Origin of the sequence: Rugosimonospora africana (genome assembly GCF_016862975.1) — a bacterium.
Classification (GTDB): Bacteria; Actinomycetota; Actinomycetes; order Mycobacteriales; family Micromonosporaceae; genus Rugosimonospora; species Rugosimonospora africana.
The window spans coordinates 1-14,942 of sequence record NZ_BONZ01000072.1; the positions used below are offsets into that span (position 1 = coordinate 1).

Below are 14,942 nucleotides of genomic sequence, written 5' to 3' on the forward strand. Positions count from 1 at the left end.
TCCGACCAACCTGAGCAACGCAGTGCTCCTGTGCGGATTTCATCACCGCGTGATTCATCAGGGCCAGTGGCAGGTCAGGATCGCCATCGACGGTCTACCCGAATTCATCCCACCCCCATATATCGACGCGGAACAAAAACCTCGCCGGAACAACTACCACCGACGCGAGTAAACCTGGACGATCACAACTACCGCTGTACGACCGCGACTATCGCCGTTTCCTGCCGGCGTGGGTCAGAGCCCGAGCGGGTGTGCGATGTCGTTGGCATGGTCAGTGACGGCCGCACCGGTGACCGTCGCGCGTACCGGCAGGATTTCCAGGCACCTGCGGATTGCCTGGGCCAGTTGAGTGTTGGGTACCCGGAGCGACACCGTGCAGTGCGGCACCCACCGTTCGGGCCGATAGTGCTCCCAGACCTCGACACCCCGGGTGGCCAGCCGCTCGTGTACCGAGCGGTGGTGGGCGAGCAGGTCGGCGGTGGGCGTGACACCCAGCCACAGCACGCGCCCCACGAACTGGCCGGCAAAGTCGAGATCCAGGGTCAGCCCGCGCCCGACATCGAGATCCCGCAGCGCCTCCGCCACGGCATCGGGCGCGAGCCGGGGCGCCGCGGCCAGGGACACGTGCGGCCGGTGCCGGCCGCCGTGCAACCCGGCGAGCGTGGGAATGCCCTCGGCTTCGAGGGCATTCCACAGTGCCCGGATCCGGCGCGTCGCGTCGGTGTCCAGGTACAGCTCGAGTGCGGCGACCACCAGGACACCGTAGTGCCCCGCGATCCGCGGTGCCCGGCGATCCGTCGTGCGGCGATCCGTGGTGGCTGGTGGTCTGTGGTGCGCGGCGATCCGTCGGGTCGGCGGACGGACATGCCGGATCTGCGAGGGAACGTCAGGCAGCGGGGGACCGGACGGTCAGGCCATGCCCTCGTCGGGCTTGCGGCCGACGCCGGCCAGCATGCCGACCCGGCGCGGGTCCGCGGCCCCGAGGTCGGCCTCGGCGACATCGTCGTCCGGCTGCCACTGCGGCGTCCACACGAGTCCGGGCGGGACGAGCGCGAACCCGTCGAAGAACCGCTCCACCTCGGCCCGAGTGCGCAGCGCGCCCGGGGTCGCGGTCCGCTGGTACACGCCCTGCACCCTGCCGGCGGTCTGTGCGTCGACCCCCTCGCTGACCGGGTGCGAGATGACCAAATAGCTGCCCGGGGCGAGCGCGTCCTTCAACCCGGTCACGGCGCGGTGCGCCGGCTCACCGGGTACGAAGTGAAGCATGGACACCAGCAGCAGCCCGACCGGACGGCTCAGATCCAGCACCGCGCGGCGCTGCGGATGGTCCAGCAGGTTGAGCAGCTCGGCCGGCTCACGCAGGTCGGCCACGACGGCGGTGGCCCGGTCGTTGCCCGCCAGGATCTGCGCGGCATGGGTGACGGCGACCGGGTCGATGTCCACGTAGACGACCCGGGCGTCCCGGTCGAGACCCTGGGCGACCTCGTGCACATTGCCGACGGTGGGCACGCCGGAGCCGACGTCGAGGAACTGGCGAATCCCGCGGGCGACGAGGAACCGCACCGCCCGGCGCAGGAACGACCGGTTGACCCGGGCGATCATCGGTGCGTCCGGCATCGCCTCGATCACCCGGCGCGCCGCTTCCCGGTCGGCCTCGAAATTGTGCATGCCGCCGAGGAAGAAATCGTACATGCGGGCCGCGCTGGGCACCTCGGGGTCGATGCTGCCGGTCCACTGCACGGGGTCCATGCCCGAACATCCTGCCACCCGCGGACTACCGCCATTCGAGGATGCTGTAATCGGTGGGGATCGCCGCCGTCGGCGCGGGCGTGGAACCGGGCTGCAGCTTCACCCGGTAGAAGTCCGACGTGTCACCGCGGTCGGCCTCGAAGATCATTTCGCTGCCGTCGTTCGCGATGGCTACGAAGTTGTTGTTCCGGTCGTTGTCCGGCAGGATTCGCTTGCCGACCGAGGTGACCCTGCTGAAGTCGGCGCTCAACGTGATGGTGTAGAAGTTGCTGGTCCGCGCGCGCGGCGTCGAATAATCGGCCTCCCGGCAGAGCACGGTGTGGTCGTCGACCCAGCCGAGCGGCCCGCACCCCGAGGCGGCGTCGGGGAGGTTCACGGTCGGTTCGGTGTCCCGCCCGCCGACGAGCGCTTTGACTTCGATGGTCTGCCCGGTCGCGTCCACTCCGGGGGACACGATCGCGGTCTCCGACTGGTTGGCGATCCACGTGGCATTCCACAGCGAGAAGTCGGTCGCGTGCTGCGTGCCCTGGTACACGAACAGGCCGTACCGCTCGGGCAGCGTGCCCCGGTCGGTCAGCGCCCCGGTGGTCGCGTCCCGTGAGGCCACCGCCTGGTCGCCGTCGTATGCCCCGAGGAACCAGATCTGGTTGTCCACCCGGTCGAATACCGGGTTGGTCTCGTGCGGCTGCTTGTCGGAGAAGCCGCTGCCCGGGTCGCCGGTCAGATCGTGCAGCTTGCCGGACGCGTCCACGTACCCGACGTGGTCGGCGTCGTTCTGCTCGTCGTGGATCTGCACCGCCATCCGTTCGTAGTCCCGGTCGAACAGCTGGCGGGTCAGTACCGAGTCGCCGCACGCCTCCCGGTCGGGCACCGGCGGCGCGTCGAAGGTCCGCCGGGTGACGGTGTCGCCGCTGTCCGGGTCGATACCGATGACGTCGACGGAATCGTGGTCGCACTCCACAGCGATGAGCAGGTGCCGGCCCGTGAACCCCGGGTCGCTCGGCGATGGGCTGGCCGGCACGGGGTGTGCGGCGGTCTTGCGCACCGGGTGGGCGCCCCCGGCCGCTGTCGAGCCGCACCCGGCCTGGACGCAGGCCAGGACGCAGGCCAGGACGCAGGCCAGGCAGGCGGCGAGCAGTGGGGTGGCGATCCGGCGGGGCATCGTGGTTCTCCTTAGGAATTCTTGCAACGAGCGGTGCGGGATATCCGCCGAGTCTTCGGGAGGAGATCACTCCCGGCATCCGGTGCCCACTACGTAACTTCGCGCGAACCGGTGGGGACTACGGAGGGGAGCCGGGGTCGATGGAAGAATCCCCGGGTACCACGAGGTACACGGGGTGATTGGGCATGCAGGTGGGCGCGGACGCGCAATGGCCGCTAGGAGAACGCGACGCGGACCTGCGGCGGCTGCTGACCGCGTTGGACTCGCGGCCGCGGGCACTGGTCATCGACGGGCCGACCGGCTCCGGCCGGACCCGGCTGGTCGACGAGCTGAGCCGGAACGCCGAGCAGCGCGGCTGGCAGGTGATCCGAGCGGTGACCGCGCCCTGGCTGGCCGATCTGCCACTGGTGGCGCTGACCGCGCTGCTGCACGATCAGACCGCGGTGTCGACCCCGGACGACCACGGTTCGTTGTTCCGGCGGGTACGGCAGGCGACCGTGGACGCGTCGGGCGGTCAACCCATCCTGCTGGTCGTGGACGACGCGCACTTCCTCGACGATGCCTCGGCCGCGCTGGTGCATTTCCTGGCCGCCACCGGCGCCATCACGGTTGCCGCCACCACCTGCGCGGACCGCCCCGTTCCCGCGCCGGTGGCCGCGCTGTGCGCCGTGCCCCAGGGCGTACGGGCCGACCTGCGGCCGCTGCGTCGGGACAGCGTCGTCGCCCTGCTCGCCGCATCGCTTCCCGGGCCCCGGGATCCGGCGCTGGACGAACGGCTCTGGCAGCTCAGCCAGGGCAGTCCGCTGATGCTGCGCGAACTGCTGACCGCCGCGCAACAGACCGGTGCGCTGCGCCAGGACGGCGGGCGCTGGCGGCTCGACGGACCTCTGACCGCCAGCCGCCGCCTGCGCGACGTGGTGAACCTGCGGATCGGCCAGTTGTCGGCGGGCGTCCGCGAGGTCGCCGAGATCCTGGCCGTGGCGCAGCCGCTCGGTGTGGCCATGCTCGAATCCCTCACCTCACCGGAGTACCTGTCCGCCGCGGAAGGCACCGGGCTGGTCGTCGAGCGGGTCGACGGCCGCCGGGTCAGCGCGGCGCTGGCACATCCGCTGTACGCGGACGTCCTGCGCGCCGAGCTGCCACCGGCCCGGCTGCGGGCCATCCAGCGACAGCTCGCCGACCGGCTCGACGCGACCGGCGCGCGCCGGCAGGACGACCTGCTGCGGCTGGTGCTCTGGCGCAGCGACGTGGGCGACCACCTGTCGCCCGAGGTCCTGCTGTCCGCCGCGGATCGGGCCGCCGCGGGCTACGACCACGCGACCGCCGGGCGGCTGGCTGTCGCCGCGGTCGCGGTCGGTGCCGGCCTGCGCGGGCACCTGGCCGCCGCGGCGGCCCTGCACAACCTCGGACGGGTCGACGAGGCGGAGCAGATCCTGGCCGGACTGTCCGTCGACACCGAAGCCGAGAACACCGAAGCCGAGAACACCGAAGCCGAGAACGACGAAGCCGACGACGACGAAGCCGCTGACAACGAAGTCGACGAAGCCGCCGACAACGAAGTCGACGACGACGAAGCCGGCGACAGGGGAGCCGCCGACAAGAAAGCCGCCGCCGACAGCTGGGACCAAGGCCAGCTCGCCCTGCACCGGGCGACCATCCTGCTGCACGGGTACGGCCGGCCGCGCGCCGCCGCGGCGACCATCGCGGCGACCATCGCGGGCACCCGTCCGTCCGTCGCGGGCGGGGCGCACGACGCCGGCCTGCGCGACGAACTCGACGCGCTGCACGCCCAGGCACGGCTGCTGCGCGGCGAGCCGGCCGGTGCGCTCGACGAGGCGGCGCGGCTGCTGACCCATCCGGACACCGGCGACCGGGCGGTACTGGCCGCGCTGCTCACCGCGGTGCCGGCCCTGGCCGTGCAGGGACGGGGCCGGGACACCATCGACGCCGCCGAGTACGCGTGCCAGCTCGCCACCCGCCTCGGCGAGCCGTCGTCACCGGCCCTCGACCTGATCGAGCTGACCGCCAGCATCGCGTACGTGACGACCGGCCGGCTGGTCGAGCACGCGGAGCAGGTCAGCGAGCGGTACCGGCAGGCGCTGTCCACCGGAAACGAACCGGCCCGGGGCATGTGGGCGCTGGCCGGCGGCAGCATGGCCCTCCAGCGGGGCGCCGTCGTCACCGCGGCCGAGGGGCTTGTCGAAGCGACGCACCTGCTTGCCGAGCACCCCACTCTGCTCGGCCCGTACGGTCTGGCCTGGTGCCTGTGCGATCTGGCCACCGCGTACGCGCTCGCCGGCGACCCGCGCCGGGCACAGGACGCGCTGGACCGCGCCGACGACGTGCTGGCGGCCGACATTCCGCTGACCCAGCGGCTGCTGGCCCGGCCGTGGCTCGAGGTGGCGCGTGGCGACCTGGCCCGGGCTCGGGACCTGGCGCTGGCCGCGGCCGACGAGATCGGCGCCGCCGGCTTCCGGGTCGCCCAGATGCAGGCGCTGCTGGACGCGGCCCGGATCGACCCCGGCGACGACGTGGCCGACCGCCTGGGCGCGCTCGCGCCGCGCATCGACGGGCCGCTGATCGCAGCCGCGGTGCGGTTCGCCAGGGCGGGTGCCGTGCGGGAACCAGGCGGGCTGGCCGACGCGGCCCGGGCATTCGAGGACGCCGGGATGATGCTGGTCGCCGCCGAGGCGTGGGCCCGCGCCGCGGAGGAGTACCGGCGGGTCGGCCGCACCGGCCCCGCCGCGCTCGCCGCGGGCCACGTCACCCGGCTGGTACCCGCGTGTGAGGGCGCGAGCACCCCGGGGTTGGCGGCGGCGCGGCGGCACGCGGCGCTGACCCGCCGAGAGGAGCAGATCCTTCGCCTGGTCCGGGAGGGGCTGACCAACAGGCAGATCGCCGAGCGGCTGGTGCTCTCGCCGCGCACGGTCGAGAGCCACCGCAACAACGCGTACCGCAAGCTGGATGTCACGTCGGTTGAGGAGCTGTCGGCCGTCCTCGACGCGTGAAACCCACGACGCTGCGGCGCACCGCTTCATCTCAAGGCGCGGCTTCATCCCAAGGCGCGGGCCCGGGACACCGCGGCAGGGGCGGCTGCGGCATCCTGGAGCGGGCATCCCTGGGGCCGGCATCCCTCGGCCCGGCATTCTGAGCGGCGGGTTGGCCGCGTGGGAGGAGAGGTCATGCGAGCGGTAGTGGTGACCGAACTGGGCGGGCCCGAGGTGCTGCGGGTCGTCGAGCAGCCGGATCCGGTCCCCGGACCGGGGCAGGTGCTGGTGCGGGTACGGGCGGCCACGGTCAACCCGGCCGATCACGCCGCGCGCACCGGACAGCTGCCCGGGCCGCCTCTCGCGCTGCCGGTCGTACCCGGTTGGGACATCGCCGGCGAGGTGGTCGCGGTCGATGGGACGGAATCCGGGTACCGGCCCGGTGACCGGGTCGCCGGGCTCATCCCGTGGTTCGCCACCCGGGGTCGGCCCGGCGGGTACGCCGAACTGGTCGCGGCCGACCCGGACTGGCTCGCGCCGATCCCCGACGGCCTCGACGACGTGGCGGCGGCCACGGTACCGCTCAACGGGCTCACCGCCTGCCAGGCGCTCGACCTGCTGACCCTGCCCGAGCCCACCACACTGCTGGTCACCGGCGCCAGCGGCGGCGTCGGCGGGTTCGCGGTGCAGTTGGCCGTGGCCGCCGGGCACCGGGTGCTGGCCCTGGCCGGCAGCCGCGGCGATGAGTGGGTACGCAGCCTGGGGCCGGACGCCGTGCTGCCACGCGACGTCGACCTCGCGGCGGCGGGCCCGACCCGCGCCGTGCTGGACGCCGTGCCGATCGGCCCGCTGGCGGCGGTACCGCTCGTGAACGGCGGCACAGTGGTAACCACCCGGCCAACCCCGCCGCTGGAATCGGCGCGCGCCATCCGCCAGGAGGTCGTCATGGTCCACCCGGACCCGGAGGTGCTGGCCGCGCTGCTGCGCGAGGCGGCCGCCGGGCGGCTGCGTTCCCGGGTGGCGGCGACCCTGCCGCTGGCCGAGGCCGCCGAGGGGCATCGGCGGGCCACGGCCGGCGCGGCAGGGAAGATCGTGCTGCTGCCGTAGTGCGTGCAGGACCGGCGGTAGTGCAGAACCGGTCGTAGTGCAGAACCGTCGTAGTGCAGGACTGGTCGCTCAGGCCGAGTCGCTCAGGCCGAGTCGCTCAGGCCGACGGGAGGAGCCGGGCCAACCAGCGGGGCAGCCACCAGTTGGCGGCGCCGAGCAACTCCATCAGGGCCGGTACCAGAACCATCCGCACCACCGTGGCGTCCAGCAGCACCGCGACGGCCAGGCCGAGCCCGAACTGCTTGACGGCCATGTCGTTGCCCAGCAGCACGGTCAGGAAGACGAGCACCATGATGGCGGCCGCGGCGGTGATGACCCGCGCGGTGTGTGACAGCCCGCGGGCGACCGCCTCCGCCGTGCTGTGTCCGGCGTCGTACTCCTCACGGATGCGCGAGATGAGGAACACCTCGTAGTCGGTGGACAGCCCGAACAGGATCGGGAAGATGAACAGCGGCACCCAGGTCGTGATCGGCATGCCTTGCGGGAAGCCCAGCACGTGGCCCAGCCAGCCCCACTGCACGACCGCGGTGAGCACGCCGTACGCGGCGCCGGTGGACAGCAGCGTCATCAGTGCCGCCTTGACCGCGATGACCACCGACCGGACCAGGACCAGCAGCAGGAGCAGGGACAGGCCGATGACCACCGCGACCAGCCACGGCAGCCGGGTGCTGACGGCGTCGGCGAAGTCGATGATGCCCGCGTTCGGGCCGCCCACGTAGACCCGTAGTCCGGTACCGGCGGAGGCTCGCGGGATGACCGTGTCGCGGAGCCGGTGCACCAGCGCCGGGGTGGCCGCGTCCTGGGTACCGGTGGCGGGGAACGCGATGAACTCGGCCGCCTGCCCGTCGGTACTCGTCCGCACCGGAGTGACCGCCGCGACGCCCGCGGTACCGGCCACCGCCCGCGCGACCGGTGCGAGCGCCGACCGGTCGGGCTGGTCGGACCCGCCGCCCGGGTTCGCCCCGTTTCCAGCCGCCGCCCCGCCGGCCGGCAGGTCGGCGACCACGACCAACGGCGCGTCGTACCCCGCGCCGAACCCCTGGCTGAGCAGCCGGTGCGACGTGTACGCCATGGTGGTGTGCGGCGCGGTACTCGAATCCTCGAAGCTGAGCCGCATCGACAGCGCCGGCACGGCCAGGGTCAGCATCACCACCGCACCGACGACCAACCCGGTGATCGGCCGGCGCTGAATGGTCCGGGCCCAGCGCTCGGCCAGCGGGCTCCTCGTCGCGGTCCGGCCCAGGTACGGCAGGCGCAGCCGGTCGATGTTGCGGCCGGTGAAGCCGAGCAGCGCGGGCAGCAGCGTGATAGCGGTGACCATCGTCATCAGTACGGTCACCGAGGCGGCCACGGCGGTCGCGTTGAGCAGCTTCTGCTGCATCACGAACAGGCCCATCATCGCGATGACCACGGTGCTACCGGCGAACAGCACCGACCGCCCCGCCGTCGAGATCGCGGTGACCGTCGCCTCTTCGGGATCGGCGCCGTCGTGCAGGCTCTCCCGGTACCGGGTGACGATGAACAGCGCATAGTCGATGCCGACACCCAACCCGATCAGCGACGACACGACCGGAGTGAACGACGGGGCAGGCAACAGGTGGCCGAGCAGTTCCACGCCGGCCAGCCCGGTGCCGATGCCGAACAGCGCGGTCAGCAGGGGCAGCCCCATGGCCAGCAGGGAGCCGAAGCTGATCAGGATGACGATCATCGCGGCCAGCGCGCCGAACCCTTCGGACGGCCCGCCGTACGGCGTCTCCACCGTCGTGACGGAATCGCCGCCGAGCGCGAACGTGACGCCCTGCCCGCTGGCCGAGCGTGCCGCCGCCATCAGGTCCTCCGTGGTGCTGACCGGAATCTCGGTCTGGGTGGAGCGCACCGTGGCAAACGCGGTCCTGCCGTCCGTGGAGATCTGACCGGGTACGTCGTACGGCGAGCCGGCCACACTCAGGTCGGGCGCCTGCCCGAGCCGGTCCAGCATGGCCTGCACCCGGGGCCGTACCGACGGATCGCGCACGCCCGCGTCGGCCCGTACGGCCAGCGTGAGGGTGTCGCCGGTCTCCCCCGGGAAGTGTTGCTCAAGGACGGCCTGCGCCCGGCCGGAACCGCTGCCGCCGCCGCTGAAGTCGTTGTCCGCCGCCGCGGCGAACCGGAACCCGACGAACAGCACCGCGGCCGCGCCGACGATCCACAGCGGCAGCACCAGCCACCGCCGGCGGTAGCACACCCGGGCCAGCCGGCCCAGCGCGCTGCCGGGCCCGGTGCGGCTGGGCCCGGTGTGGCCGGGTCCGGTGCGACTGCCTCCGCCGGCGGCCGTGTGCTTGTCGATCGGGGGATGGGTCGGAACGTTCATTGCCACTCCTCGCGTCGTCCTCGGTCAGCTCTCGTCAGCTGGAAGGATCGCGTGTACGGCGGCGGGAATCGTCCTGCCCGAGTGGTGAACTCGACCGGCGCGGTACTGCGTGGGATGGCCTCCGCCGGAAGTAGGGGATATCCCTGATACCCGCCGGCGGTCTCCGGACTCAGCCGGCGGGTTTCGGGCTCAGCCGGCGGTTTCGGCTTAGCTTGCGGGTTCCGGGCTTAGCTTGCGGGTTCCGGGCTCAGCTTGCGGCGCCGGGCGTGACCAGTCCGCTCTCGTAGGCGAGCACGACCAGCTGGGCGCGGTCGCGCACGGTGAGCTTGGTCATGATGCGGCTGACGTGCGTCTTGACCGTCAACGGGCTCAGGTACAGGACCGCCGCGATCTCGTCGTTCGACAGGCCGGCGGCCACCTGGGTCAGCACCTCCCGCTCGCGGTCGGTGAGGCGGACCAGGATCTCGGGACGGGTGACCGGACGCAGGGGCCGGGACACGATGTCGGAGATCAGCCGGCGGGTGATGCTGGGTGACAGCAGCGCGTCGCCCCGGGCTACCACCCGGATCGCCTGTACCAGGTCCTCCGGTTCGGTGTCCTTGACCAGGAAGCCGCTGGCTCCGTACTGGAGCGCCTGGTACACGTACTCGTCCGCCTCGTACGTGGTGAGGATCAGCACGCGTACGCCGGCCAGGTCGTCGTCCGCGGCGATGCGCCGGGTGGCCTCCAGCCCGTCCGTACCCGGCATCCGGATGTCCATCAGCACCACGTCCGCGCGGGTGCGCCGGGCGACGTCGACGGCCTGCCCGCCGTCGGCGGCCTCACCGGCCACCTCGATGCCGTCCACATCGGACAGCAGCACCCGGAACCCGGCCCGGATCAGGGCCTGGTCGTCGGCCAGCACGACCCGGATCACGTCACGACCTCCCGCTTCGCTCAGTCATTACGTTGGGGACTGTGCTCGCCTCCGCCAGAGGGCGGCTCCGGCTGTGCTCAGCCCTCACACTCGGGACTGTGCTCGCCTCCGCCAGAGGGCGGCTCCGGCTGTGCTCAGTCATATACCGCGCTCACCGTGTCGAACGGCAATTCCGCACGCACGTGGAAACCGCCGCCCGGTTCCGGTGCCGGGCCGGCGACCAGGACACCGCCCACCGACGCGGCGCGCTCGCGCATGCCGATGAGGCCGTGGCCGTCACCCGTGCCGGCCACCGCGGGAGTGGCTCCGGTGCCGGTGCCGGTGCCGGTGCTCGCCACCGCCACGGTGGCGCCCGTGCCGGCCCCGGTGTCGCCGACGTGGATGCACAGTCGGCCATCGCGGGCGGCCAGCTCGACCGTGGCGGTGGCCGGCCCGGCGTGGCGCAGGGTGTTCGTCAACGATTCCTGGATGATCCGGTACGCGGCGAGGTCCACCGCCGCGGGCAGCGCCGGCAGCGTACCGGCGGTATGCACCGTGGTCGGCAGGCCGGCCCGGCGGCTGCTGGCGATCAGCGCGTCGAGGTGGGTCAGGCCGGGTGTCGGCTGTGTCCCGGTCACTTCGTCGGCCTGTCGCAGCACGTTCAGGATGGTACGCAGCTCGCGCAGCCCCTCTTTGCTGGCCGAACGGATCGCGGCGATCGCCTCGGCCGCCTGCGGCGGCGGGTCGACGAGCAGGTGCGCCGCCGCGGCCGCCTGCACGTTGATGGTGGCCATCGTGTGTGCCACGACGTCGTGCAGCTCACGCGCGATGCGCAGCCGCTCCACGTCGACCCGGCGGCGGGCCTCTTCCTCGCGGGTGCGTTCGGCCCGCTCGGCGCGGTCCTGAATCGCCGCGATGTACGCCCGCCGGCTGGACACCGCCAGCCCGAGGCACACCGCCGCCGCCATCTCGAACGGCACCACGGTCGCCGGGCCGCCGATAGTGTGCCACGGCCCGAGCGGGCCGCCGGCGACCATGAGCAGCACGATGCTCACGGCGCCGAGCAGCAGGGCGCGGCGGACGCCACCGTACGAGACCGTGGTGTAGAGCGCGATCGCCGGCGCGATGAGCGCGGCGCCGTACACGTACCCGAGCATGGAGTACGCCGACACCAGGACGACGGTGGCCGCCAGGACCTCGACCTGCCAGCGGTGGCGCCACACCAGCACCACCCCGGCCGCGACGACCAGCAGGTACGCCGGCCAGGGCGGGGGGTGGGCACCGGGCGGCAGCGCGTGGTCCGGACTCGTCGGGTACGACTCGCCGAGCGACCCGAGAAGGATCAGCGCCGTCACGGCGGACCCGTACAGCACGTGGACCACCAGCTGCGGTGGCCGCCACCACCGCCACACGCGCACACCGTCGACGCTCACGATCCGAGCGTAGGGCGCACGGCGTCGCGCCGACCTCCCCCGTCAGGAGGCGGCGGCATACATCCGGGGGAGTACGGCGGGAGATGCCGCCGCAACCCGCCCGCGCCGGGCTACTCGTCTGAGCCGGACCACTCGCCCGCAATGGGCGACCCGCCCGTGATTGGGCCATCCACCCGCAATGTGCCACCCTGCCCGCGCCTGGCCACTCGCCCGCGGGGCCTGCGCGAGGCCACCCCGCCCGCGCCGAGGCGCGCACCGGGCCGCCCACCCGCACGGACCACCGGCTTGAAACGGATCACGACGGACCGGATCGCGACGAGCCGGATCGCGACGGACCGGATCGCGACGAACCGGTCATCACCGACGGTCGCCGGTCCGGGCGGCGCTGAAGCCGGGGACGCCGCCGTCTCCCTTGCCCGCTCCGGGCGCCGCATCGGTAGGCTACGATCCATGGAATGCGCTTTCCGCTGGTCTGGTGGCCGGCGCCGCGCACCGATCCGCGTGGAACATCCGCATCGACATTCTTTCCTGTAATTCTTCCGGAAAACCACGCTCTGCAAGCTTTACGGCTTCTCTTCCTTTCCTTGTCCGCGCTGGTCTACAGTCCATAGCGGTCGTGATTGATACGGTTCAATCACCGCCTCAAACCGCGCGTTCTACCGCGATTGGAGTGGCCATGGCAGTCGAAAGACGGGTCGTGTCCCGGCGGTCGGCACTGGGAATCCTCGGAGCGGCCGCGGCCGTTCCGGTGGTCGCCGGCAGCGGCGCAGCGTCCGCCGCACCGGACACCGCCCAGGACGGCGCCCCGGACACCGCGACGAACACCAGCCCGAACGGCGCCCCGGACACCGCCCCGGCCGGCGCGAGCGCACCGGCCCACCCGCCACTGGGTGAGCACGACGTCAAATTGCAGATCAACGGCACCAGCGCGGCGGTCGGAAGCTACGCGTTCCCCGATCAGGTCGACTCACTGGTGTTCGACAACGGCCTGATCACATTCACCTTCGGCCGTGACGACGCGGCCGGGGGCGTGGTCACCGGCTGGACCAACACCTCGATCACCGCGACGTCCATCGTCGTCGACGGCACCGAACTCGCCCACAACCTCAACGGCGTGGAACCGCGCGACCCGGACCGGCAGCACTCGTTCTACATCGACGCCGGGGGCGGTGCGACCCGCCTGGTCTGCACCGAGGTGCGGGTCCTGCGCAACACGGCCGACCTCGCCGAGGTCGCGTTCGTCGACAACACCAGCACTCCGCTGCAGCACGAGCACCACCTCGTCATGCGCCGGGGCAAGCGCGGACTGTACGGGTACGACATCCTGACCGCGGCGGCGACCACGTCCATCAACGAGGTCCGGATGAACGCCAGGTGGGATCGCGCCATCTTCGACCACGCCTACAACTGGGAGCGCGGCGGCGGGCAACAGCCGACCTACGCGTACCTGGCCACGCAGACCCGAGTCGGCGACGAGACCTGGCAGATCGACGGCGTCAACAACCCTGACCTCCCGTCGCCGGACAGCAACGCCGGCAACCTCCCGGCGGGTACCGTCTACACGAAGTACAACTGGAGCCTGTACCACCACGAGAACCCGATGTTCGGCCACTACGGCAACGGATTCGGCGCGTGGCTGACGCCGCTGGGCGGGGTCACCGAAGACACCCTGTGCGCGTTCTACGGTGTCGGTCCGCAGCACCAGGATCTGGCGATCCACCAGGACGCCCTGATCCTCAACTACTTCGGCGCCAACCACTACGGCCTGCCGAGCTACCACCTCGACGCCGGGTACCGCCGGCTCTACGGGCCGTGGTTCACCTACGTGACGACGGGCTCGCCGTCGCGCCCGGATCAGCTGATCGCCGAGGCGGCCGCGATCGCCAAGGCGGAGATCGGCGAGAACCGTGCCGGCTCGTCCTGGATCGACGACCCGCTGTACCCGGCGCCGGCCCAGCGCACCACGGTGACCGGAAAGCTCAGGCTCGCCGACGGCCGTCCGGCCGACGAGTTCTGGGTACTGCTGTCCACGCAGGTCGCCACGGACGTCTACACCATCCATGAGCCGACGTACTTCGTGAAGACCGACGCCGAGGGCAACTTCTCGCTGCCCGGCATCCCACCCGCGTGGCAGCCGGGCACCACCCAGCCGGGCACGTACACGCTGTACGCGTTCGCCAGCAAGGGTTCGGTGACCGACCAGTACCAGCAGACCGGCATCACGGTCGGTGGCAGGAAGCAGGATCTCGGCACCATCACCTGGGCGCCGACCAACCGCACCACGTTCCTCTGGCAGATCGGCAGGGCCGACCGCACCACCGGTGAGTTCGCGCTCGCCACCAAGTCGCCGGTGCACTCGGAGCCCCGCGCGTACGAGAAGCCGGCCCAGGTGCCCGGGGACCTCACCTTCACCGTGGGGGAGAGCTGGGAGCCGACCGACTGGTACTACGCGCAGACCCAGGGCGGCACCTGGACCACCTCCTTCACGTTGGATCGCGCGTACACCGGCACCGCGTACCTGACCGTGTCGACCGCGCTGCAGTCCGGGAGCCCGCCGACGGTGGCCATCAACGGCGACACCACCGTGATCACCGGTTCGCTACCCAGCAACAACGACTCCACTATCGGCCGGCAGGCCGACCGCAGCGGATTCCCGCGGCTGGCCGTGCTCAGCTTCCCGGCCAGCGCCCTGGTCGTCGGGGCGAACACGGTCACGCTGACCCGCGGCGCCGGGGCGCCCGGCGGCAACGGTCTCGGCTGGGACACCCTGCTGCTGGAAGTCGACGAGGACACCGCGCCACCGGCCGCGAAGCTGTCCGGTACCGCCGTGCTGACCTCGCACTCGGGCCGCACCGCGAGCTGGCGGCTGACCGTCCGCAACCATGGCAAGGGCGCCGCCAACGACGTCCGGCTCGACGCGGTGGCCTGGCGTACCGGGCTGCGTGACCACCTCGCCGCGCCGCCCGCCGTCACCGGCCATGACCCGAACAAGTTCCCGGTGCCGGTGATCGGCAGCATCCCGCCCGGCGGGTCCGCGACCGCCGACCTGACCGTCGACGCCACCGGCACGCTGCTCGGTCTCGGTCTCGGCGTCGTGGTGACGGTGACCGCGAACGGCGGCCGGGTCAGCACCGACGTGACCGCGCCCTGGAAGTGACCGCGCCCTGGAAGTAGCCACGCCCTGGAAGTAACAGCGGCCGGCAGTAAGCGCGCCCTGGAAGTAACAGCCTGGCGGTAACCAACCCCGCCACCCGTGCCC

9 protein-coding genes are annotated in these 14,942 nt (G+C 72.1%); 3 read left to right on the top strand and 6 right to left on the bottom strand.

Annotation, left to right across the window (positions count from 1 at the left end; all coding sequences use genetic code 11):
- Nucleotides 1-234: 234 nt before the first annotated feature.
- The 3 genes from Raf01_RS34505 to Raf01_RS34515 form a co-directional block, all read right to left on the bottom strand.
- A complete protein-coding gene (locus Raf01_RS34505; protein WP_203922290.1) occupies nucleotides 235-753 on the bottom strand; it encodes a 2'-5' RNA ligase family protein in 519 nt (172 codons plus the stop codon).
- A 156-nt stretch (nucleotides 754-909) separates the two neighbouring features.
- A complete protein-coding gene (locus Raf01_RS34510; protein WP_203922291.1) occupies nucleotides 910-1,749 on the bottom strand; it encodes an SAM-dependent methyltransferase in 840 nt (279 codons plus the stop codon).
- Nucleotides 1,750-1,774: 25 nt separating this feature from the next.
- Nucleotides 1,775-2,911, bottom strand: a complete 1,137-nt coding sequence (locus tag Raf01_RS34515) for a hypothetical protein (RefSeq protein WP_203922292.1) — start codon at nucleotides 2,909-2,911, stop codon at nucleotides 1,775-1,777.
- Between the two features lie 185 nt (nucleotides 2,912-3,096).
- On the opposite strand from Raf01_RS34515, the gene Raf01_RS34520 reads away from it, so the two are divergent.
- Entirely contained in the window at nucleotides 3,097-5,919 is a 2,823-nt protein-coding gene (locus tag Raf01_RS34520; protein ID WP_203922293.1) for a helix-turn-helix transcriptional regulator, read from the top strand.
- A 174-nt stretch (nucleotides 5,920-6,093) separates the two neighbouring features.
- Nucleotides 6,094-7,005 carry an NADP-dependent oxidoreductase gene (locus tag Raf01_RS34525; protein WP_203922294.1) on the top strand — a complete coding sequence of 304 codons (912 nt, stop codon included), beginning with the start codon at nucleotides 6,094-6,096 and terminating at the stop codon, nucleotides 7,003-7,005.
- Between the two features lie 97 nt (nucleotides 7,006-7,102).
- Here the strand turns inward: Raf01_RS34525 and Raf01_RS34530 are convergent, their stop codons facing one another.
- From Raf01_RS34530 to Raf01_RS34540, 3 genes are all read right to left on the bottom strand, one after another.
- Nucleotides 7,103-9,355 (bottom strand): MMPL family transporter, encoded by a 2,253-nt coding sequence (locus Raf01_RS34530; RefSeq protein ID WP_203922295.1) that lies wholly within the window; start codon nucleotides 9,353-9,355, stop codon nucleotides 7,103-7,105.
- Between the two features lie 247 nt (nucleotides 9,356-9,602).
- On the bottom strand, nucleotides 9,603-10,271 hold the full coding sequence (locus Raf01_RS34535) for a response regulator (protein ID WP_203922296.1): 669 nt from the start codon (nucleotides 10,269-10,271) through the stop codon (nucleotides 9,603-9,605).
- A gap of 134 nt (nucleotides 10,272-10,405) precedes the next feature.
- On the bottom strand, nucleotides 10,406-11,683 hold the full coding sequence (locus tag Raf01_RS34540) for a sensor histidine kinase (RefSeq protein WP_203922297.1): 1,278 nt from the start codon (nucleotides 11,681-11,683) through the stop codon (nucleotides 10,406-10,408).
- A 676-nt stretch (nucleotides 11,684-12,359) separates the two neighbouring features.
- Between Raf01_RS34540 and Raf01_RS34545 the strand changes: the two genes are divergently transcribed.
- Complete coding sequence (locus Raf01_RS34545; protein WP_203922298.1) at nucleotides 12,360-14,840, top strand: polysaccharide lyase family protein; 2,481 nt, start codon at nucleotides 12,360-12,362, stop codon at nucleotides 14,838-14,840.
- Nucleotides 14,841-14,942: the final 102 nt, after the last annotated feature.

Coding starts and splice junctions, on each gene's coding strand:
- Raf01_RS34510 (WP_203922291.1), bottom strand. CDS start 1,749: ATGGACCCCGTGCAGTGGACCGGCAGCATCGACCCCGAGGTGCCCAGC.
- Raf01_RS34515 (WP_203922292.1), bottom strand. CDS start 2,911: ATGCCCCGCCGGATCGCCACCCCACTGCTCGCCGCCTGCCTGGCCTGC.
- Raf01_RS34520 (WP_203922293.1), top strand. CDS start 3,097: ATGCAGGTGGGCGCGGACGCGCAATGGCCGCTAGGAGAACGCGACGCG.
- Raf01_RS34525 (WP_203922294.1), top strand. CDS start 6,094: ATGCGAGCGGTAGTGGTGACCGAACTGGGCGGGCCCGAGGTGCTGCGG.
- Raf01_RS34530 (WP_203922295.1), bottom strand. CDS start 9,355: ATGAACGTTCCGACCCATCCCCCGATCGACAAGCACACGGCCGCCGGC.
- Raf01_RS34545 (WP_203922298.1), top strand. CDS start 12,360: ATGGCAGTCGAAAGACGGGTCGTGTCCCGGCGGTCGGCACTGGGAATC.